The organism is Ancylobacter oerskovii, assembly GCF_018390555.1.
In the GTDB taxonomy this organism is placed as follows: Bacteria; Pseudomonadota; Alphaproteobacteria; order Rhizobiales; family Xanthobacteraceae; genus Ancylobacter; species Ancylobacter oerskovii.
Genome location: NZ_JAHBGB010000023.1, coordinates 23,022 through 42,163 on the forward strand (window position 1 = coordinate 23,022; position 19,142 = coordinate 42,163).

The following is a 19,142-nucleotide window of genomic DNA, read 5'->3' on the forward strand; positions in this document are numbered from 1 at the left end:
GTCCTCCTCATTCAGCGGCTTCGAGGCGACGGGGCGTGTCGCCGAATTCTTCGGGGAAATGGGTGAGGGCGCTCAGGACCGGGTAGGGCGTGAAGCCGCCGAGCGCGCAGAGCGAGCCGAGCTTCATGGTCTGGCAGAGGTCCTTGAGCACTTCGAGATTCTTCTCGCGGCGCTCGCCGGCGACAATGCGGTCGATCACTTCGACGCCGCGGGTGGAGCCGATGCGGCAGGGCGTGCACTTGCCGCAGCTCTCCACCGAGCAGAACTCCATCGCGAAGCGGGCCATCTTCACCATGTCGGCGCTCTCGTCGAACACCACGATGCCGCCATGGCCGATCAGCGCGTCCTTGGCCGCGAAGGCCTCGTAGTCGAAGGGCAGGTCGAACTGCCAGGTCGGCACATAGGCGCCGAGCGGGCCGCCCACCTGCGCCGCCTTGACCGGGCGGCCGGAAGCGGTGCCGCCGCCGATGTCGTTGATCAGCTCGCCGAGGGTGATGCCGAAGGCGGTCTCGAACAGGCCGCCATGCTTCACATTGCCGGCGATCTGGATCGGCATGGTGCCGCGCGAGCGACCCATGCCGAAATTGGCGTAGAACTCGCCGCCATCGGCGAGAATGTGCGGCACCGCGGTCAGCGACAGCACGTTGTTGATGACGGTCGGCTTCTGGAACAGGCCCTTGTGCGCCGGCAGCGGCGGCTTGGCGCGCACCGTGCCGCGGCCGCCCTCGAGGCTGTCCAGCAGCGCGGTTTCCTCGCCGCAGACATAGGCGCCGGCGCCCATGCGCACTTCCATGTCGAAGCTGTGGGTCGAGCCGGCGATGTTGATGCCGAGCATGCCGTGCTGGCGGGCGACCTCGATCGCCTTCTCCATCGCGGCGATGGCGTGCGGATATTCCGAGCGGGTGTAGACGTAGCCCTTGGTGGCGCCCACCGCGATGCCGGCGATGGTCATGCCCTCGATGAGCTCGAAGGGATCGCCTTCCATGATCATGCGGTCGGCGAAGGTGCCGCTATCGCCCTCGTCGGCATTGCAGACGATGTATTTGCGGTCGTCCCTGGCGTCCGCCACCGTCTTCCACTTGATGGCGGTGGGGAAGCCCGCGCCGCCGCGGCCGCGCAGGCCGGACTTCTTGACCTCCTCGATGATCCCGACCGGACCGAGCGCCAGCGCGCGCTCCAGGCCCTTATAGCCGCCATGGGCGACGTAATCGGTGTAGGAGGTGGGATCGACGATGCCGCAGCGGGCGAAGGTCAGCCGGGTCTGCTTCGCCATGAAGGGGTGCTCTTCCGGCCGGCCGATGCGCAGCGCATGCGCGCCGCCGGCGAGGAAGCCGGTGTCGAACAGGCCCGCGACGTCGCCTTCCTCCACCGGGCCGTAGGCGATACGGCCCTCGGGGGTGGCGACCTCGACCAGGGGCTCCAGCCAGAGCATGCCGCGCGAGCCGGTGCGGATGATCTCGACCGGCTGCTTGCGGGCGAGCGCCGCGGCCTGGATGGCCTCGACCACCTCGTCGGCGCCGCAGGCGATGGCGCAGGCGTCCTTGGGAACGTAGATGCGAACGGTCACGGAGTTGGTGCTCACGACTGCGCCTCCGAGATCAGCGCGTCGAGGCGACGCTCGTTGAGGCGGGCGACGATGCGCCCGTCCAGCATGGCGGAAGGGGCGGTGGCGCACAGGCCGAGGCAGTAGATCGGCTCGACGGTGACGCGGCCATCCGCCGTGGTCTCGCCGAGCTTGCAGCCGAGCTTGTGCTCGGCATGGGCGGCGAGCGCATCGCCGCCGGCGGCCTGGCAGGCCTCGGCGCGGCACAGCTTCAGCACGTGCTGGCCGGCGGGCTCATGCCGGAAATCGTGATAGAAGGTCACCACGCCGTGCACTTCCGCGCGGGACACGTTCAGGCGCTCGGCAAGCATCGGCACCACGGCGTCCGGCACATAGCCGAAGGTCTCCTGCACCGCGTGGAGCATCGGCATGAGCGGGCCTTCGAGATGAGCGAACTCGCCGATGACGGCTTCCGCCCGTTCCTCGCTCCAGGGCTCGTAGTGCGGCATCTTCTCCCGGACCTTCTTTTAAAGTTTTCCAATGGAGAACATCGTGCCTGACTTGACGGAAATCAATTCCGGTGTTCCGTGCCTTGATAGAAAGGTTCTATCGAACACACACGATATCCCACCGGCAACGGCCGGATCCGATCGTCATGTTCCCTTAATGTTCTTGACGTGCCGCTTCCGTGCCGTAGAGTGAGGTATCCGGAGGCGGGAAGGCAGGCGAGCCCGCGCGAAGACGTGATCGGGAGTTCCATGGTCCAGCGCGTGGCGACAGTGGCGTTCGAGGGCATCGAGGCGCGGCCCGTCGACGTTCAGGTGCAGGTCAGCCCGGGACTGCCGGCCTTCAACCTGGTCGGGCTGGCCGACAAGGCGGTCACCGAGGCCAAGGAACGGGTGCGCGCGGCGCTGATCGCCTCCGGCCTGGCGCTGCCGCCCAAGCGGATCACCGTCAATCTCGCCCCCGCCGACCTGCCCAAGGAGGGCAGCCATTACGACCTGCCGATCGCGCTCGGGCTGATGGCGGCGATCGGCGCGGTGCCGGCCGAGGCGCTGGAAGGCTTCACCGTGGTCGGCGAACTGGCGCTCGACGGGCGGATCGCCGCGGTGGCCGGGGTGCTGCCGGCCGCCATCGGCGCCAATGCCCGCGACCATGGATTGATCTGCCCCGCCGACTGCGGGCAGGAGGCGGCCTGGGCGAGCCCGGACATGCCGGTGCTGGCGCCCTCCTCGCTGATCCAGCTGGTCGGCCACCTGACCGGCCGGCAGCGCCTGACGCGGCCGGAGCCGCGGCTGGAGACCGCCGGCGCCGCGCTGCCGGACCTCTGCGAGGTACGCGGGCAGGAAACCGCCCGCCGGGCGCTGGAGATCGCCGCCGCCGGCAGCCACAACCTGCTGTTCTCCGGGCCGCCCGGCGCCGGCAAGTCGATGCTGGCGCAGCGCCTGCCCTCGATCCTGCCGCCGCTGTCGCCGGCGGAGCTGCTGGAGGTCTCGATGATCGCCTCGGTGGCCGGCACGCTGCACTCCGGCGCGCTCACCGACCGGCGGCCGTTCCGCGCCCCCCACCATTCCGCCTCGATGGCGGCGATGGTCGGCGGCGGCAACCGCGCTCGGCCCGGCGAGGTGTCGCTCGCCCATAATGGCGTGCTGTTCCTCGACGAATTGCCGGAGTTCCAGCCCTCGGTGCTCGACGCGCTGCGCCAGCCGCTGGAAACCGGCGATGCCTTCATCGCCCGCGCCAATCACCGCGTCACCTATCCCGCGCGGTTCCAGCTGGTGGCGGCGATGAATCCCTGCCGCTGCGGGCGCGCCGGCGAGCCGGGCTTCACCTGCCGGCGCGGGCCGCGCTGCGCCGCCGACTACCAGGCCCGCCTGTCCGGGCCGTTTCTCGACCGCATCGACCTGCATCTCGACGTGCCCGCCGTCTCCGCGGTCGATCTCGTGCGGCCGGCCCCGGCGGAATCGAGCGCCACCGTCGCCCGGCGGGTGGCCGCGGCCCGGGAGATCCAGGCCGAGCGCTTCGCCGCCCTCGGACGGCCGGACCTCACCACCAACGCGCAGGCCGCCGGACCGGTGCTCGAGGAGATCGCCTCGCCCGACACTGGCGGCGCGGCCTTGCTGACCGATGCCGCCCGCATCATGCGCCTCTCGGCGCGCGGCTATCACCGGGTGCTGCGGGTGGCCCGCACGCTTGCCGACCTGGCCGGCGCCGAGACGGTGGGACGCCCCCATATCGCCGAGGCGCTCGCCTATCGCGTCGGCGCCGACCGGGCGAGCGCGGCGGCGTAAAACGGGAGAGCAAGGCCGCCCCCCGAGGCCGCAGGGACGCTTATTGAGGAGATCGCCTCGCTTGACACCGGTAGCGCGGCCTTGCCGGCCGATGCCGCCCGCATCATACGCCTCTCGGCGCGCGGCTATCACCGGGTGCTGCAGGTGGCCCGCACGCTTGCCGACCTCGCCGGCGCCGAGACGGTGGGACGCCCCCCATGTCGCCGAGGCGCTCGCCTATCGCGTCGGTGCCGACCGAACGAGCGCGGCAGCGTAACGCGGGGAGCAAGCCGCCCCCCCGAGGCCGCAGGGACGCTTATCGAGGAGATCGCCTCGCCCGACACCGGCGGCGCGGCCTTGCCGGCCGATGCTGCCCGCATCATGCGTCCCTCGGCGCGCGGCTATCACCGGGGTGCTGCAACGCTCGGCCGGGTCGTCCGGGGTTCGGAGGTACGGACGCCGCCTCGTTTCCTCGCGAAAGACCCGTTCGGCCGATCCCGGACGACCGCCCCACGGCGACGGCCAAGCTGAAAACCGCACCTGACATCCCGTCTGGAAGGCACACATGCTGCCGCTCGGGTCGGTCTTGGGGAGACCGGAGCGGTGCAGCGGACAGATGGCAGGTGGGTTTCCATCGAGGTCGACAAGGAAGAGAAGGACCGAGCGAGAATAGCGGGACTGGGAAACACACTGATTCCCCGCGGACATCGTCCCGGTACATGGGCACGCCCCGCAACCCGGCCGGCCGGGTTGCGGGGCGTTGGATGCGCGCCCGCGGGATTCCCTGCCTGTTCGACGGATGGGCGGCCTTGCGCGGACAGCCAGCGGCGCGGACATCACGACCGACGCGATGTGACATCACGCGGGCTGGCGGGACGGTGCTTGGCTGCTGCCTTCGATCGGGGCCGCGCGGCCGGCGCAGACACCGCCCGGCATTCCGACCGATCTGGAGCGGCTTGATCCTTGTCGGCATTTATAAGCCGACTAATCACTATCGGCGATAAATCCCAATCATTTGATATAAAGGGATATTTCCGGCCATAGCGACCAAGGCGCCCTCGCCGGGCGTGCCACCGCGCAATGCCCGCCCGCGCCAACGATCCGCCAGGCGACCTACTGTCACATCGCCGTTGGAAAAGCGTGATTCTGTCGTCACCTGAAACTATGTTACCCGAGAGTTTCAGGGCAACGCCATGACACGTTACTACGCTGACGACCCGGCCGGCCCCTCGCCGAACGCCTTCGCTTCGGCGTTGCGTCTGGTGTTGCCCATGGCGCTCGCTCCCCACATCGCCGCGCCCATGCGGCGCATGGCCGGGCCGCTGGCTCCCTCGCGCCTGATGCCGGCGCTGCGCTCCTATTCCGGGCTGCGCCACCGCGAGACCCGGGCCGCCCCGGGACCGGAGAGCCTCGGCCGCATCGGCTCGCTGGAAGTGCGGCTCGCGCGCACCGCGGCCGACGTGCGACGCGCGCAGCGCCTGCGCTACCAGGTGTTCTACGAGGAAATGTCGGCCCTGCCCAGCGCCGCCGCCCGCCTCGCGCGCCGTGACTTCGACGGCTTCGACGCCATTTGCGACCATCTCCTGGTGATCGATCACGATGCCTGCCGGCTGGTCCGCGGCCGGCGGGTACCGACGGTGGTCGGCACCTACCGGCTGCTGCGGCAGGAGATCGCCCTGCGCCATGGCGGCTTCTATACCGCCGGCGAGTTCGATATCGCGCCGCTCCTCGCCCGCCATCCGCACCGCCGTTTCCTGGAGCTGGGCCGCTCCTGCGTGCTCGGCTCCTATCGCACCAAGCGGACGGTGGAGCTGCTCTGGCACGGCATCTGGGCCTATGTCCGCCAGCACGGCATCGACGTGATGTTCGGCTGCGCCAGCCTGGAGGGAACCGACCTCACGGCGCTGCAGCGGCCGCTGGCCTTCCTGCACCACTTCGCCCCTTCCGACCCGGAATGGTGCGTGCGCGCCCGCGCCGGCCGCGCCTCGGCGATGGGTACGCTGGCCAAGGACGAACTCGACGCGAGGAAGGCCCTCAACGAGGTGCCGCCGCTGATCAAGGGCTATCTGCGCCTCGGCGCGCAGATCGGCCAGGATGCGGTGGTGGATCGCCAGTTCGGCACCACCGACGTGCTGATGGTGCTGCCGATCGAGCGCATCGACCCGCGCTATCTCGGCCATTTCGGCATGAACGGCGAGCGCTACGCCGCCTGAGCCGGCCCGGAGCCGCGCGATCTTTGCCGGCAGCGCGGCGAGGCACCTTGCGCCGCGATGCGGCCTTCCCATATCTCGAAGCAACGGGATGCCCCCAGGGGGTCCCACACTGCAAAGTCGCTTCGGACAAGGACTTTGGGAGCATGTCGCGCATTCCCACGCTGTCGAGCCCCTTCCTGCTCGGGTTCGACGAGGTGGAGCGGGCGCTGGACCGGGTCGCCAAGGGCTCGGACGGCTATCCGCCCTACAATGTCGAACGCATCGCCGTACCGGGCCAGCCGGAACGGTTGCGCATCACGCTGGCGGTCGCCGGCTTCGCCCGCGACCAGCTGGATGTGACGCTCGAGGAAAAGGAACTCGTCATCCGCGGCCGCCAGGCCGAGGAGCCACAGCGGACCTTTCTTCACCGAGGCATCGCCGCCCGGCAGTTCCAGCGCACCTTCGTGCTGGCCGAGGGCATGCATGTCATCGGCGCCGAACTGAAGAACGGTCTTCTCTCGGTTGATCTCATCCGGCCGGAACCGGAACGGGTGGTCAGGCGTATCGCCATAGCAACCGACGAGTGATCATGCCCCGAGCCGGTCTCGACAGCTACGGAAGGAGTCGCGGACCATGACCAACGAATTCACTCTCCACCCCACCGCCGACGGCGCGCCCGGCGCCCTGACGACGGAAGACTTCGCCAGCCTCGGCGGCGGCCACATCGCCTATGTGCGCCCCATCGATTCGGAGGAGGCGAGCCGCCTGTTCCCGCAGGCGCAGCTGCAGCCGGGCCTCAAGCTGTTCACCCTGCATGCCGCCGACGGCACGCCGATGATGCTGACCGACAGCCGGGAAGCGGCCATCGCCAGCGCCATGCAGAACGAGCTCGTCATGGTCAGCGTGCACTGACCCTCATTTGCCCGGAAAGGCGCCGTCCGGCGGACGGCGCCTTTTTCGCTCAGCCGTAGCCTTGTCAGGTCAGCTGCGCTTGGCTTCGATCGCGTCCCAGATCAGGGCCGCAATGTCCGGCCCGCCGAGACGGCGGATGGCGCGGATGCCGGTGGGCGAGGTGACGTTGATCTCGGTGAGGTTGCCGTCGATCACGTCGATGCCGGTGAACAGCAGCCCCTTTTCCTTCAAGGACGGTCCGAGCGCCGCGCAGATCTCCCGCTCGCGGGGGGTCAGGTCGGTTTCCCGCGCCGCGCCGCCCCGCACCATGTTGGAGCGCAAATCGCCGGCGCTGGGCACGCGGTTGACCGCGCCGGCGAACACGCCGTCCACCAGGATGATGCGCTTGTCGCCCTGTGTCACCTCGGGGATGAAGCGCTGCACCACCCAGGGCTCGCGGAAGGTGGTGGCGAACAAATCGTAGAGCGAGCCGAAATTCAGGTCGTCGCGGGTGAGGCGGAACACCGCCGCGCCGCCATTGCCGTAGAGCGGCTTCACCACGATGTCGCCGAACTCGTCGCGGAACGCCTTGATCTCCTCGAGATCGCGGGTGATGAGCGTCGGCGGCATCAGCTCGGGGAACTCGGTGACGAAGATCTTCTCCGGCGCGTTGCGCACATGCGCCGGGTCGTTCACCACCAGGGTCCGGGGATGCACCCGCTCCAGCAGATGGGTGGCGGTGACATAGTGCATGTCGAAGGGCGGATCCTGGCGCATGAGGATCACGTCGAAGCTGTCGGCCCGCACCCGCCGCTTCTCGCCGAGGGTGAAATGGTCGCCCTTGATGTCGCGCACCTCGACCGGCTGCACGGTGGCGAACACCTCGCCGTCGCGCATGGCGAGGGTGTCGGGCGTGTAATAGCTCAGCGCATGCCCGCGCGCCTGCGCCTCGAGCATGAGGGCGAAGGTCGAATCGCCGGCAATGTTGATGCGGTCGATCGGGTCCATCTGGACGGCGACGTTGAGGCTCATGGATGCTGACGTCCCAAGGGAGGAGGGGCCGCACGGGCGGCGTTCGCTCCCTGTTTACCGCCTCGTGCCCGGCGCCGCCAAGCGGGGCGGGCGCATCGTCATTCCGCCTCGAAGGCACCCGGCAGATGCACCGGCGCCCGGCCCGGCGCCAGCAGGACGACATCGAGCCGCATGTCGAGGCCGGCAAGCTCGGGATGGGCGGCGAGATAGACCTCCGCCGCCGCGGCGATGCGGCGGCGCTGGCGCAGCAGCAGCGATTCGGCCGCCGCCCGCAGGCCCGCGCGCGCCTTCACCTCCACGAACAGCAGCAGATTCCCGCGGCGGGCGATGAGGTCGATCTCGCCGCGCGGGGTGCGCACGCGCCGCGCCAGCACGTCGAAGCCCTGCCGCGCGAGCAGCCTGGCCGCGGCGTCCTCGGCATCCATGCCACGGGAGAACGCCGTCGGCTTCGGCTGGGTCATTCGTCGGCTGCCGCCTGCAGGGCCAGCGCCCGCGCATAAACATCGCGCCGCGGACGGCCGGTGGCGGCGGCGACGGTGGCGGCGGCATCCTTCAGCGACAGGCTGGCGAGCGCCCGGCGCAAGGCGGCATCGATGTCGGCGTCGCTGGTCTCCACATCGGCCGGCGGGCCGACCACCAGCACGATCTCGCCGCGCGGCGGGCCGGCCTCGGCATAATGCGCGGCCAGCTCGGCGAGCGGTCCGCGCCGCACCTCCTCGAAGGTCTTGGTGAGTTCGCGGCAGACCGCGGCCATGCGCGACCCGAGCCCGGCGGCGAGATCGGCGAGGCTCTCCGGCAGGCGCGGGCCGCTCTCATAGAGCACCAGCGTCGCCGGGATGGTCGACAGCTCGGCGATGCGGCTGCGGCGGGCGCCACCCTTCTGCGGCAGGAAACCGTCGAACAGGAAGCGATCGGTCGGCAGGCCGGCCGCCACCAGCGCCGCGAGGCTGGCCGAGGCGCCCGGGATCGGCACGACGCGGAACCCCGCCTCGATGGCCGCTTCCACCAGCTTGTAGCCGGGATCGGAGACCAGCGGCGTGCCGGCATCCGACACCAGCGCCACCGCCGCACCTTCCTCCAGCCGCGCCAGCAGGCGGGGGCGCATGCTGGCGGCGTTGTGGTCGTGATAGGCGACGAGCGGCGTTTCGATGCCGTAACGATCCAGCAGGCGCCGTGTGACGCGCGTGTCCTCGCAGGCGACGAGATCGGCGCCGGCCAGCGTCTCCAGCGCGCGCAGGGTCACGTCGCCGAGATTGCCGATCGGCGTCGCCACGACATGCAGCCCCGCATCGGGGCGCGGCGCCGGCACGTTCTGGCCGGCAAGGCGGAAGGTTCGCGCAGGGGCGGCGGAAGGCTGGGTCATTGCGCCGCCATTCTAGAAGCCGCGCGCGGCGCCGTCATGCCCGCATCGTCGCCCGGAAGGGGATATGTCGGCATTTTTGCGTGCCATGCCGGGGCACGGCGGGTGACAGGCGCCCCCTCGGCATCCTACAAGAGGAGAACATACCCGCTCAGCCACCCGATGAGGCGATGACCGAGCCACGTAAACCGGCACAGCTCGGCGCCCGCGCCGCCCTTCGCCACAGCCGTCGCGGCTTCCTGCTCATGGCCGGCAGCGCCACGCTCGCCGCCTGCGGTTCGATACCCGATTCGCCGCCTCCCCAGGCCGCCCTGCCCCCGGCACCGGCGGTACCGGCGCAGCCGACCAATGTCCTCGGCACCGGCACGGTGCGCATCGGCCTCATCCTGCCGCTGGGGGCCAGCGGCAATGCCGCCGTCGCCGCGCAATCGCTGAAGAACGCGGCGGACATGGCGATCGCCGAATTCACCGGCGCCAATATCCAGCTCATCGTCAAGGATGACGGCGGCACCGGCCCGGGAGCCCAGACCGCGGCCCAGCAACTGATGGACGAGGGCGCTCGCGCCGTCATCGGCCCGCTCTTCGCCCATACCGTCGCCGCCGCCGGCCAGGTGACCCGCTCGCGCAACGTGCCGCTGGTCGGCTTCTCCACCGACACCAATGTGGCGACGCGCGGCGTCTACCTGCTCTCCTTCCTGCCGCAGACCGATGTGGTGCGGGCGGTGCGCTACGCATCGTCGAGCGGCCGGCGCGCCTATATCGCGATGCTGCCGGACAACGCCTATGGCTCGGTGGTCGAGGCCGCCTTCCGCGAGACGGTGCCGGCCGCCGGCGGCCGGGTGGTCGGCCTCGAGCGCTACGCGCCCGGCAATGCCGGCGACTATGCCGAGGCCGCCCGCCGCATCGCGCCCTCGGCGGCGCAGGCGGATGCGCTGTTCCTGCCGGATTCCGGCGAGGCCGTGCCGCAGGTCCTGCAGGCGATGTCGGGGGCGGGGATCAATCTCTCCGGCAAGCAGCTGATCGGCACCGGCCTGTGGGACAGCCCGACCCTCCTCAACGCGCCGCAGCTGCAGGGGGGCCTCTTCGCGGCCCCCGATCCGGCCGGGTTCCGCGCCTTCTCGCAGCGCTACGAGGCCCGCTTCGGCCGCAAGCCGGTGCGCACCGCGACGCTCGCCCATGACGCGGTGTCGCTGATGGCGGCGCTGGTCAATACCGGCGGCGAGGCCGGCCTGAACGACACCGCGATCCAGAATCCCTCGGGCTTCGGCGGCATAGACGGCATTTTCCGCTTCCGCGCCGACGGCACCAACCAGCGCGGCCTCGCGGTGATGCGCATCGCCAGCGGCAGCACCCAGATCGCCAGCCCGGCGCCGCGCAGCTTCGCCGAGCAGGGGATCTGACGGCGGGACTACGCCGCCAGATCGGCGACGATAGCGTCGAGCACCGGGAATCCCTGCGGCGTGACCCGCAGCCGGCCATCGGCGCGCTCTTCCAGCATGCCCTCGCCGATCAGCGCCGCCACCCGTCCCGCATCGAAATCGCGGCCGGACAGGGCGGCAAAGCGCTGGCGGTCGATACCTTCCGCCAGGCGCAGGCCCATGATGAGATATTCGTCGGCCTGCTCCGGCCGGCTCAATCCCTCATCGACCACCAGGCCATGTCCGCCGGCCTCCACCTGCTCCAGCCACGCCTCCGGCCCGCGCTCGGTCGAGGTGGCGCGCCGTCCTTCCGGCGTGTCGAGCCGGCCATGCGCGCCGGGCCCGACGCCGGCATATTCGCCATAGCGCCAGTACAGCAGGTTGTGCCGGCTCTCGGCGCCGGGGCGGGCGTGATTGGAAATCTCGTAGGCGGGCAGGCCGGCGGCGGCGGTGGTCTCCTGCGTCACGTCCCACAGGGCGCGCGCGACGTCCGGCTCCGGCGTCTTCAGCTTGCCCGCACGATAGAGCGCGGCAAAGGGCGTGCCGTCCTCGATGGTGAGCTGGTAGAGCGAGAGATGCTCGCAGCCTTCCGCGATGGCGCGGTTCAGCTCCCGCGCCCAATCTTCCGGCGTCTGGCCGGGACGGGCATAGATCAGGTCGAAGGACGAGCGCTCGAAGGCCGAGCGGGCGATGGCGACCGCCTCCAGCGCCTCGGCGGCGCTGTGCATGCGGCCGAGCGCCTTGAGGGAGGCATCGTCCAGCGCCTGCACGCCGAGCGAGACGCGGTTGATGCCGGCGGCGCGATAGCCGCGGAAGCGCCCGGCCTCGACGCTGGTCGGGTTGGCCTCCAGCGTCACCTCCGCGCGGGCATCGAGCGGCCACGCCGCATCGATCGCGTCGAGGATGGCCTCCACCGTCGCCGGCGCCATCAGCGAGGGGGTACCGCCGCCGAAGAACACGCTCTGGGTGCGCCGCTGCCCGGTGCGGGCCCGCATATGCGCGATCTCGGCGCGAAAGGCGGCGACAAACCGCGCCTCGTCCGGCGGGGCGTGGCGCACATGCGAGTTGAAGTCGCAATAGGGGCACTTGGCCTTGCAGAACGGCCAGTGCACATAGACGCCGAAGCCGGGATCGACCGGCGGCGGCGCCCTGTCGGCCCTGTCAATCAAACCGCGCTCCGAAGCAGGCTTCCGCCAGCTTGATGAAGGCGCGCGCCCGGTGCGACCCGCCGCGCCCGAGCGGCGGCATGGCGTGCTTCTCCTCGCCGGTCATCTCGCCGAAGGTGCGGCTGGAGCCGTCCGGCAGGAACATCGGATCGTAGCCGTGCCCGCTGTCGCCGCGCGGCGGCCAGATCATCTCGCCGGAGACGACGCCTTCGAAATCCTCGACATGACCGTCCGGCCAGGCGACGCAGAGCGCGGAGATGAAATAGGCGCGGCGCTGCGCGGAATCGAGAGCGTCGACCTTGCGCAATTCCTCCTCGACCCTGGCCATGGCGTGGCCCCAGTCACGGTCCGGCCCCGCCCAGCGGGCGGTGAAGAGGCCGGGCGCCCCGCCCAGCGCCTCGACGCACAGGCCGGAATCGTCGGCGAAGGCCGGCAGGCCGGTCGCCTCGCAGGCGGCGCGGGCCTTGATGCGGGCGTTCTCCTCGAAGGTGAGCCCGGTCTCCTCCGGCTCGGGCAGGCCGAGATCGCCGGCCGAGACCAATTCGACGCCATAGGGTTCCATCAGCCCGCGCATCTCGATCAGCTTGCCGGGATTGTGGGTGGCGATCACCACCTTGCCGATGAGGCGGCGATGCGCGTGACGGTCCTCGTCCATGGCTCAGGCCACCGCCAGCTTCTGCAGATCGACCAGACGGCCGATGCCCTTGCGGGCGAGGGCGAGCATGGCGTTGAACTCCTCCTCGGTGAAGGGCACCTTCTCGGCCGTGCCCTGCAGCTCGACGAAGCCGCCGGAGCCGGTCATCACGAAATTGCAGTCGGTGCCGGCGTCGGAATCCTCGGCATAGTCGAGGTCGAGGCGCGGCTCGCCGTCGATGATGCCGCAGGACACCGCCGCGACATGGTCGCGCAGCGGAATGGCCGGCAGCATGCCGCGCGTCTTCATCCAGCCGAGGCAATCATGCAGCGCGATCCAGGCGCCGGTGATGGCGGCGGTGCGGGTGCCGCCATCGGCCTGGATCACGTCGCAATCGACGGTGATCTGCCGTTCGCCCAGCTTTTCGAGATCGACGATGGTGCGCAGCGAGCGGCCGATCAGCCGCTGGATCTCCATGGTGCGGCCGGACGGCTTGCCGGCGGTCACCTCGCGGCGGGTGCGCTCATGGGTGGCGCGCGGCAGCATGCCGTATTCGGCGGTGACCCAACCGCGGCCCTGCCCCTTCAGCCAGGGCGGCAGCCGCTCCTCCAGCGTCGCCGCCACCAGCACATGGGTTTCGCCGAACTTCACCAGGCAGGAGCCTTCCGCGTGACGCAGCACGCCGCGCTCGAAGCTGACGGCCCGCATCTCGTCGGGGGCGCGGCGGGAGGGACGCATGTCGAAGTCTCCATGAGGCAGTTCCGGGCGAGACGGACATCGGCTCGCAGGCGGCAGGCGCCGTCGATCGGGCGCCGGCCTTCGGGCGCTCCTTGTAAGGGGCAGCGCCCCGCGACCGCAAGCGCATAACGCCGCGCCTTGAACCACCCGGGGCGAACACCGATTATAGGTTTCACATGAAACGTCCCCTGGCGGTTGCGCACGACCATGCCTCTCGACCCGATCCTCGCTTCCACCTCTCCCTCCCTCGCCAAGCTCGACGAGCGGTCGCGGGAGATTTTCCGGCAGATCGTCGAAACCTATCTCGCCACCGGCGAGCCGGCCGGATCGCGCAACATTTCGCGCCTCATCCCGATGACGCTGTCGCCGGCCTCGGTGCGCAACGTCATGGCCGATCTCGAGGCGGCCGGCCTCATCTTCGCCCCGCATACCAGCGCCGGGCGGCTGCCGACCGAGCGGGGGCTGCGCTTCTTCGTCGATTCGCTCCTGGAGATCGGCGACGTCTCGGAAGAGGAACGCAACGCCATCGAGGTGCAGGTGAAGGCCGCCGCGCGGGGGCAGACCGTCGAGGGCGTGCTGGCGGAAGCCTCGAACCTGCTCTCGGGCCTGTCGCGCGGCGCCGGCGTCGTCACCGCGACCAAGAGCGACACCCGGCTGAAGCACATGGAATTCGTGCCGCTCGATTCCTCGCGGGCCCTGCTGATCCTGGTCTCGGAAGATGGCGAGGTGGAGAATCGCCTGGTGCCGCTGCCGGCCGGCCTGCCGCCCTCCGCCCTGGTCGAGGCGACCAATTTCCTCAATGCCCGCACGCGCGGGCGCACCCTCTCGGAACTGCGGGCGGAGGTGGAGCGGACGCTGGCCGCCCACCGCGCCGAGCTCGACGAGGTCACCGCGCGCATCGTCGCCGCCGGCCTCGCCTCCTGGTCGGGCGGCGACAAGGCCGAGCGGCGGCTGATCGTGCGCGGCCAGACCCGGCTGCTGCAGGATCTCAAGGCGATCGAGGATCTCGAGCGCGTGCGCCGGCTGTTCGACGACCTCGAGGCCAAGCAGGAGGTGGTCGATCTTCTGGGACGCGCGCAGGACGCGCAGGGGCTGCGCATCTTCATCGGCTCGGAGAACAACCTGTTCTCGCTGTCGGGCTCCTCCACCATCGTGGCACCCTATCGTGACGGGCAGGGCCGGGTCGTCGGCGTGCTCGGCGTCATCGGCCCGACGCGGCTCAACTATGCGCGCATCGTGCCGATGGTGGATTTCACCGCCCGGGTGGTGAGCCGGGTCCTGGGCCGCCCGGATTTCGACGCGGCTTGATTTTTTGCCGCCGCGACCCGATATGGCGGGCGACCGCGGCGCTCCGCGCCCGGAATCCTTTTCCCCCGACGAGGCAGTCATGACCGAAGATAACCGCAAGCCGGCGGACGCTTCCGACGAGGTCGCCGGTACGCCGAGCGAAGAGACCGTCGGCGCGACTGAGAATGGCGAGGATGGCTTCGCCGCCGAGCGCGAGCGCTACGAGGCGGAGATCGCCAGCCTGAAGGACAAGTTCCTGCGCGCCTTCGCCGAGGCGGACAATGTGCGCCGCCGTGCCGAACGCGAGGTCGCCGACGCCAAGGTCTACGGCATCACCGGCTTTGCGCGCGACGTGCTGTCGCTGGCCGACGATTTCGAGCGCGCGCTCGGCACCATCGACGCCGACGCCCGCGCCGGCGCCGAGGGCACGCTGAAGACGCTGCTGGACGGCATCGAGCTGACGGCGCGCAGCCTCAACCAGACGCTGGCCAAGCACGGCGTCGCCCGGATCGAGGCCGAAGGCACGAAGTTCGACCCCAACCTGCATCAGGCGATGTTCGAGGTGCCGAATGCCGAGGTGCCCTCCGGCACCGTGGTGCAGGTGATCCAGCCCGGCTACACCATTGGCGGGCGCGTGCTGCGCCCGGCGCTGGTCGGCGTCTCCAAGGGCGGCCCGAAGGCCGCTCCGGCCGACGCCCAGGGCAACACGTCCAACTGACCGGCCTTGTGGGTGCTGGAGCGGCGCCTCAGCGCGGCTCCAGCCCGTCGCGCAGCGCGCGCAGCCCGTCGAAATCGCGGGCGAAATCGTCGGCCGGCAGCACGCCGACCATGCGGATATAGTTGGTGCGGCCAAAACGCAGCCACTGCACCACCTTCATCGGCTTGCCCGTCTGCAGGTCCGCCGCATTGGCGACGATCTCGATGCCCGGCTGGCCGCCGATGCGCAACGGGCCCCCTCGCTCCACCCGCAGGTCGCGCACGCCCGGCACCGAGGCGATCGCCCGCTTGGCAAGGCTTTCGCGTTCGCTCTCGCCGACTTCGCCCGGCACGACGCCGGCAATGAAGATCGGACGCCCCTCCTGCGGCGCCGCTTCCTCGCCCTTCACCAGCAGCACCGCCGAATTGCCGAGCACCCGCATGACCTTGAAACCTTCCAGCGACTGGAAGGTGAAGGGCAGCCGCGCCAGCATCTCCTCCTGGGTCGGCGGCGCGCGGAACACCACGCTGGCCAGGGTCGCCTCGATGGCGGCGTCGGAATAGCGGCTGGAGCTCTCTTCAGGCAGCTGCGCGGTCACCAGGGCCGTCTGGCTTTTGCCGCCGGCCAGCATGATCCACTTCTTGAGGGCGACCGCCCCGACGCTCTGGTAGCCGGTCAGCACCAGCCCGCGCCCGCCATCGGGGAGCGCGATCTCGCGCTGCCCCTCGACCGTCACGCCCTGCTGCTGCAGCGTCTCGCGGTTGAAGGTCTTGACGATGGTGTCGAAATCGCCGTGCGGTACTTCCATCACCACGATCGCCGCCTTGGCGGCACGGTCCTCGAAACCCGCCACGCCGGGGATGGGCGTCATGCCCTCCGGCGGCTGCATCCCGACCGAGCCGTCATTGGGGAAAACCGGCTCCGCCAGTGCCGCGAGAGGAGAGCCGGCCAGCGCGGCGATCAGAACGACAGCGCGGACGAGGCGGCGCATGGCATGTCCTTCCATGGGAAAGCTTTGGATTGTGTGTCTGCTCATAGCGCCGCTTCCCGCTCCCCGCGAGCCGGATGCACGCGCCGTAACGTCAGATTGATGCGCCCCGGCTGGCCGAGCAGCGTCGAGGTGCCCGCCACAATACGATCTATGCCGTGAAAGGCCAGCCGGCTCGGCCCCGACAGCAGCAGCGCATCGCCGGAGGCGAGGCGGATCGAGCGGGTCGGGTCGCGGCGCCCGGTGCCGCCGATGCGGAAGATCGCGGTATCGCCAAGCGAGAGCGACAGCACCGGCGCCGCGAATTCCTGCTCGTCCCGATCCTGGTGCAGCCCCATGCGGGCCTCGCGGTCGTACCAGTTGATCAGGCAGGCTTCGGGAGACAGGTCGGTGCCGGCGAGTTCTTCCCATGCCCGCCGCAACGCGGCCGGGAAGGGCGGCCAGGGCGCGCCGGTCACCGGATGCAGCGGCTGGTAGCGATAGCCCGCCTCGTCCGACACCCAGCCGAGCGGCCCGCAATTCGACATCCGCACCGAGAACGGCTTGCCGGTGCGCGGCATGCGCGGGGTGAACAGCGGCGCCGCCCTGAGCACGTCGCGTATATCGGCGACCAGCGCTTCCTGCGCGGCGCGGTCGAGATAGCCCTGCCACCACAGGCACCCCGGCGCGAGTTCGAGCGGAAGAGAGGCCATTGCACGCCCTCAGAGCTTGCGCAGCGCCACCGCTTCCACCTCATGATCGCCGCCCTTGTGCAGGATGAGGTCGGCGCGCTGGCGCGTGGGCAGGATGTTCTCCTGCAGGTTCACCAGGTTGATCGAACGCCAGATGGAACGGGCGGTCTGGTCGGCCTCGGTCCCGGAGATGCCGGCATAGCGGTGGAAATAGGCGGCCGGATCGCGGAAGGCGGTCTCGCGCAGCCGCATGAAGCGCTCGACATACCAACGTTCCAGGATCGCCTCGTCGGCGTCGATATAGATCTTGAAGTCGAAGAAGTCCGACACGAAGGGGATGCCCTGGCCGTCCTTCGGCGGGCGGCTGGTCTGCAGCACGTTCAGCCCCTCGACGATGAGGATGTCGGGCTGGTCCACCTCGACGCGCTCATTCGGCGTCACGTCATAGTTGAAATGGCTGTACACCGGCGCGGTCACCGGATGCCGGCCCGCCTTGATGTCGGTGAGGAAATGCAGCAGCGCCGGCAGGTCGTAGCTTTCCGGGAAGCCCTTCTTCTGCATCAGCCCCTCGCGCTCCAGCACCGCATTGGGCAGCAGGAAGCCGTCGGTGGTGACCAGCGCCACCTTGGGGGTGTTGGCCCAGCGGGCGAGCAGCGCCTGCAGCACGCGCGAGGTGGTCGACTTGCCCACCGCCACCGAGCCGGCGACGCCGATGATGTAGGGCATCTTGCCGGCCTGCTCCGGGCCGAGGAACTTCTGCATGGCGCGGAACAGCTTCTGCGTCGCCGCGACATAGATGGACAAGAGCCGCGACAGCGGCAGGTAGATCTGCTCGATCTCCGCCAGGGACAGCCGGTCATTGAGGCCCTGCAGCCGGGCGATCTCCTCCGGCGTGAGCGGCTGCGGCGTGTCGGCGCGCAGCGCCGCCCATTCGGCACGCGAGAAGTTGCGGAAGGGGGACAGCCCCCTGCGGTCGAGCTTCATGTCCATGGACTGCGTTTCCCCGGGACGGCATATGCCGTCGTCGTCCGGGCGTGATCCTGCCGGACGTTGGTCGACCGTATACCACGTTCACGCCTCGTCGGATACCGGCAGCCTCCCACCCTGCGGGAGCGGCTAGCCGGCGGAACGCGACGCCTTTTCCTCGATGCCCGAACGGGCGGTACGACGACCCAGCTCCGCATAGATGTCCTCGAGGGAAATTCCCCGCGCATGGAGCAGCACCACGAGATGGTAGAGGAGGTCGGCACTCTCCGAAACGACGGCTTTGGTATCAGCCGCCACCGCCGCCAGGGCGGTCTCGACCGCTTCCTCGCCGAGCTTCTGGGCGCATTTGGCGACGCCCTTCTCCACCAGCGAGCGGGTGTAGGAGGGCGGACCGCCGCCGGCCACCCGCTCGGCGACGATATCGGCCAGATCGTCCAGGGTCACGCGCCGGTCGTCCTTGTTCGCCTTGCTCATCCCCGGCCTCCTCAGCCCCGCCGCACCGGCAGGCCCGCCTCGGCGAGGCGGTCCTTGGCGGCCCCGATGGTGAAGGTGCCGAAATGGAAGATCGAGGCGGCCAGCACCGCGCTCGCCCCGCCGTCGCGAATCCCCTGCACCAGATGGTCCAGCGTGCCGACGCCGCCGGAAGCGATCACCGGCACGGTGACGGCATCGGAAACGGCGCGGGTCAGCTTCAGGTCGAAGCCCTCGCCGGTGCCGTCGCGATCCATGGAGGTGAGCAGGATCTCGCCCGCCCCCAGCGCCACCACCTCGCGGGCATACTCCACCGCGTCGATGCCGGTGCGGTTGCGCCCGCCATGGGTGAAGATCTCCCAGCGATCCTCTTCGCCGGGCTGCGACACCTTCTTGGCGTCGATGGCGACGACGATGCACTGCTCGCCGAACTTTTCCGCCGCCTCGCGCACGAATTCCCGCCGGTTCACCGCCGCGGTGTTGATCGACACCTTGTCGGCGCCGGCATTCAGCAGCGCACGTATATCCTCCACCGTGCGCACGCCGCCGCCGACGGTGAGCGGCATGAAGCATTGCTCGGCGGTGCGGCTCACCACGTCGATCAGCGTGCTGCGCGCCTCGACGCTGGCGGTGATGTCGAGGAAGCAGAGTTCGTCGGCGCCGGCGGCGTCATAGGCCTTGGCGGCCTCCACCGGATCGCCGGCGTCGCGCAGGTCGACGAACTTCACGCCCTTCACCACCCGCCCGTCCTTCACGTCGAGGCAGGGGATGACGCGGACCTTCAGCAGGGAATCGCC

The 19,142-nt window shown here is 70.0% G+C and carries 20 protein-coding genes and 1 pseudogene; 8 read left to right on the plus strand and 13 right to left on the minus strand.

What is annotated here, in order from left to right:
• Positions 1-7 precede the first annotated feature (7 nt).
• A complete protein-coding gene (locus tag KHC19_RS10745; RefSeq protein WP_213352544.1) occupies positions 8-1,567 on the minus strand; it encodes a formate dehydrogenase beta subunit in 1,560 nt (519 codons plus the stop codon).
• Positions 1,568-1,578: 11 nt separating this feature from the next.
• Positions 1,579-2,052 carry a formate dehydrogenase subunit gamma gene (locus KHC19_RS10750; RefSeq protein ID WP_213352358.1) on the minus strand — a complete coding sequence of 158 codons (474 nt, stop codon included), beginning with the start codon at positions 2,050-2,052 and terminating at the stop codon, positions 1,579-1,581.
• Positions 2,053-2,301: 249 nt separating this feature from the next.
• Between KHC19_RS10750 and KHC19_RS10755 the strand changes: the two genes are divergently transcribed.
• The 5 genes and pseudogenes from KHC19_RS10755 (at position 2,302) to KHC19_RS10775 (ending at position 6,917) form a co-directional block, all read left to right on the plus strand.
• Complete coding sequence (locus KHC19_RS10755) at positions 2,302-3,834, plus strand: YifB family Mg chelatase-like AAA ATPase (protein ID WP_213352359.1); 1,533 nt, start codon at positions 2,302-2,304, stop codon at positions 3,832-3,834.
• A 39-nt stretch (positions 3,835-3,873) separates the two neighbouring features.
• Positions 3,874-4,090, plus strand: a pseudogene (locus tag KHC19_RS26545) (magnesium chelatase subunit ChlI family protein); the annotation flags it as partial.
• Between the two features lie 916 nt (positions 4,091-5,006).
• Positions 5,007-6,026 (plus strand): l-ornithine N(alpha)-acyltransferase, encoded by a 1,020-nt coding sequence (olsB, locus tag KHC19_RS10765; protein WP_378295785.1) that lies wholly within the window; start codon positions 5,007-5,009, stop codon positions 6,024-6,026.
• 143 nt (positions 6,027-6,169) lie between these two features.
• Positions 6,170-6,592 (plus strand): Hsp20 family protein, encoded by a 423-nt coding sequence (locus KHC19_RS10770; protein ID WP_213352360.1) that lies wholly within the window; start codon positions 6,170-6,172, stop codon positions 6,590-6,592.
• Between the two features lie 46 nt (positions 6,593-6,638).
• Complete coding sequence (locus KHC19_RS10775; RefSeq protein ID WP_213352361.1) at positions 6,639-6,917, plus strand: BQ00720 family protein; 279 nt, start codon at positions 6,639-6,641, stop codon at positions 6,915-6,917.
• Positions 6,918-6,986: 69 nt separating this feature from the next.
• Here the strand turns inward: KHC19_RS10775 and gshB are convergent, their stop codons facing one another.
• The 3 genes from gshB to rsmI all read right to left on the minus strand — a co-directional run bounded on the left by gshB (position 6,987) and on the right by rsmI (position 9,291).
• Positions 6,987-7,928 carry a glutathione synthase gene (gene gshB, locus KHC19_RS10780; protein ID WP_213352362.1) on the minus strand — a complete coding sequence of 314 codons (942 nt, stop codon included), beginning with the start codon at positions 7,926-7,928 and terminating at the stop codon, positions 6,987-6,989.
• A 98-nt stretch (positions 7,929-8,026) separates the two neighbouring features.
• On the minus strand, positions 8,027-8,389 hold the full coding sequence (locus KHC19_RS10785) for a YraN family protein (protein WP_213352363.1): 363 nt from the start codon (positions 8,387-8,389) through the stop codon (positions 8,027-8,029).
• Positions 8,386-9,291: a 16S rRNA (cytidine(1402)-2'-O)-methyltransferase gene (rsmI, locus tag KHC19_RS10790; protein ID WP_213352364.1), complete on the minus strand. Its 906-nt coding sequence runs from the start codon at positions 9,289-9,291 to the stop codon at positions 8,386-8,388. The genes KHC19_RS10785 and rsmI overlap by 4 nt, the downstream gene beginning before the upstream one ends.
• A gap of 167 nt (positions 9,292-9,458) precedes the next feature.
• Between rsmI and KHC19_RS10795 the strand changes: the two genes are divergently transcribed.
• Entirely contained in the window at positions 9,459-10,688 is a 1,230-nt protein-coding gene (locus tag KHC19_RS10795; RefSeq protein ID WP_213352365.1) for a penicillin-binding protein activator, read from the plus strand.
• A gap of 8 nt (positions 10,689-10,696) precedes the next feature.
• Here KHC19_RS10795 and hemW read toward each other — a convergent pair whose 3' ends face one another.
• The 3 genes from hemW to rph are packed head-to-tail and all read right to left on the minus strand — an operon-like array spanning position 10,697 to position 13,244.
• Positions 10,697-11,872, minus strand: coding sequence for a radical SAM family heme chaperone HemW (gene hemW / locus KHC19_RS10800; protein WP_213352546.1), 1,176 nt, complete (start codon positions 11,870-11,872; stop codon positions 10,697-10,699).
• A complete protein-coding gene (gene rdgB / locus KHC19_RS10805; RefSeq protein WP_213352366.1) occupies positions 11,868-12,527 on the minus strand; it encodes an RdgB/HAM1 family non-canonical purine NTP pyrophosphatase in 660 nt (219 codons plus the stop codon). Before rdgB ends, hemW begins: the two co-directional genes overlap by 5 nt.
• 3 nt (positions 12,528-12,530) lie before the next feature.
• Entirely contained in the window at positions 12,531-13,244 is a 714-nt protein-coding gene (gene rph, locus KHC19_RS10810; protein ID WP_213352367.1) for a ribonuclease PH, read from the minus strand.
• A gap of 207 nt (positions 13,245-13,451) precedes the next feature.
• Between rph and hrcA the strand changes: the two genes are divergently transcribed.
• Both hrcA and grpE read left to right on the plus strand, forming a co-directional pair.
• The gene (hrcA, locus tag KHC19_RS10815) at positions 13,452-14,552 is read left to right on the plus strand and encodes a heat-inducible transcriptional repressor HrcA (RefSeq protein ID WP_213352368.1); all 1,101 of its coding nucleotides are present in this window, start codon (positions 13,452-13,454) and stop codon (positions 14,550-14,552) included.
• 79 nt (positions 14,553-14,631) lie between these two features.
• Positions 14,632-15,249: a nucleotide exchange factor GrpE gene (grpE, locus tag KHC19_RS10820; RefSeq protein WP_213352369.1), complete on the plus strand. Its 618-nt coding sequence runs from the start codon at positions 14,632-14,634 to the stop codon at positions 15,247-15,249.
• Between the two features lie 28 nt (positions 15,250-15,277).
• Here grpE and KHC19_RS10825 read toward each other — a convergent pair whose 3' ends face one another.
• From KHC19_RS10825 to hisF, 5 genes are all read right to left on the minus strand, one after another.
• Positions 15,278-16,219 carry a hypothetical protein gene (locus KHC19_RS10825; RefSeq protein WP_213352370.1) on the minus strand — a complete coding sequence of 314 codons (942 nt, stop codon included), beginning with the start codon at positions 16,217-16,219 and terminating at the stop codon, positions 15,278-15,280.
• A 41-nt stretch (positions 16,220-16,260) separates the two neighbouring features.
• A complete protein-coding gene (locus KHC19_RS10830) occupies positions 16,261-16,908 on the minus strand; it encodes an alpha-ketoglutarate-dependent dioxygenase AlkB family protein (protein ID WP_213352371.1) in 648 nt (215 codons plus the stop codon).
• Positions 16,909-16,917: 9 nt separating this feature from the next.
• Complete coding sequence (gene coaA / locus KHC19_RS10835) at positions 16,918-17,877, minus strand: type I pantothenate kinase (protein ID WP_213352372.1); 960 nt, start codon at positions 17,875-17,877, stop codon at positions 16,918-16,920.
• 126 nt (positions 17,878-18,003) lie between these two features.
• Positions 18,004-18,348, minus strand: a complete 345-nt coding sequence (locus KHC19_RS10840; RefSeq protein WP_213352373.1) for a phosphoribosyl-ATP diphosphatase — start codon at positions 18,346-18,348, stop codon at positions 18,004-18,006.
• An 11-nt stretch (positions 18,349-18,359) separates the two neighbouring features.
• Complete coding sequence (hisF, locus tag KHC19_RS10845; RefSeq protein WP_213352547.1) at positions 18,360-19,133, minus strand: imidazole glycerol phosphate synthase subunit HisF; 774 nt, start codon at positions 19,131-19,133, stop codon at positions 18,360-18,362.
• Positions 19,134-19,142 lie beyond the last annotated feature (9 nt).

Excerpts from the sequence above, each read along its gene's own strand:
- KHC19_RS10750 (WP_213352358.1), bottom strand. The coding sequence starts at position 2,052 with ATGCCGCACTACGAGCCCTGGAGCGAGGAACGGGCGGAAGCCGTCATC.
- KHC19_RS10755 (WP_213352359.1), top strand. The coding sequence starts at position 2,302 with ATGGTCCAGCGCGTGGCGACAGTGGCGTTCGAGGGCATCGAGGCGCGG.
- olsB (WP_378295785.1), top strand. The coding sequence starts at position 5,007 with ATGACACGTTACTACGCTGACGACCCGGCCGGCCCCTCGCCGAACGCC.
- KHC19_RS10770 (WP_213352360.1), top strand. The coding sequence starts at position 6,170 with ATGTCGCGCATTCCCACGCTGTCGAGCCCCTTCCTGCTCGGGTTCGAC.
- KHC19_RS10775 (WP_213352361.1), top strand. The coding sequence starts at position 6,639 with ATGACCAACGAATTCACTCTCCACCCCACCGCCGACGGCGCGCCCGGC.
- gshB (WP_213352362.1), bottom strand. The coding sequence starts at position 7,928 with ATGAGCCTCAACGTCGCCGTCCAGATGGACCCGATCGACCGCATCAAC.
- KHC19_RS10785 (WP_213352363.1), bottom strand. The coding sequence starts at position 8,389 with ATGACCCAGCCGAAGCCGACGGCGTTCTCCCGTGGCATGGATGCCGAG.
- rsmI (WP_213352364.1), bottom strand. The coding sequence starts at position 9,291 with ATGACCCAGCCTTCCGCCGCCCCTGCGCGAACCTTCCGCCTTGCCGGC.
- KHC19_RS10795 (WP_213352365.1), top strand. The coding sequence starts at position 9,459 with ATGACCGAGCCACGTAAACCGGCACAGCTCGGCGCCCGCGCCGCCCTT.
- rdgB (WP_213352366.1), bottom strand. The coding sequence starts at position 12,527 with ATGGACGAGGACCGTCACGCGCATCGCCGCCTCATCGGCAAGGTGGTG.
- rph (WP_213352367.1), bottom strand. The coding sequence starts at position 13,244 with ATGCGTCCCTCCCGCCGCGCCCCCGACGAGATGCGGGCCGTCAGCTTC.
- hrcA (WP_213352368.1), top strand. The coding sequence starts at position 13,452 with ATGCCTCTCGACCCGATCCTCGCTTCCACCTCTCCCTCCCTCGCCAAG.
- grpE (WP_213352369.1), top strand. The coding sequence starts at position 14,632 with ATGACCGAAGATAACCGCAAGCCGGCGGACGCTTCCGACGAGGTCGCC.
- KHC19_RS10825 (WP_213352370.1), bottom strand. The coding sequence starts at position 16,219 with ATGCGCCGCCTCGTCCGCGCTGTCGTTCTGATCGCCGCGCTGGCCGGC.
- KHC19_RS10830 (WP_213352371.1), bottom strand. The coding sequence starts at position 16,908 with ATGGCCTCTCTTCCGCTCGAACTCGCGCCGGGGTGCCTGTGGTGGCAG.
- coaA (WP_213352372.1), bottom strand. The coding sequence starts at position 17,877 with ATGGACATGAAGCTCGACCGCAGGGGGCTGTCCCCCTTCCGCAACTTC.
- KHC19_RS10840 (WP_213352373.1), bottom strand. The coding sequence starts at position 18,348 with ATGAGCAAGGCGAACAAGGACGACCGGCGCGTGACCCTGGACGATCTG.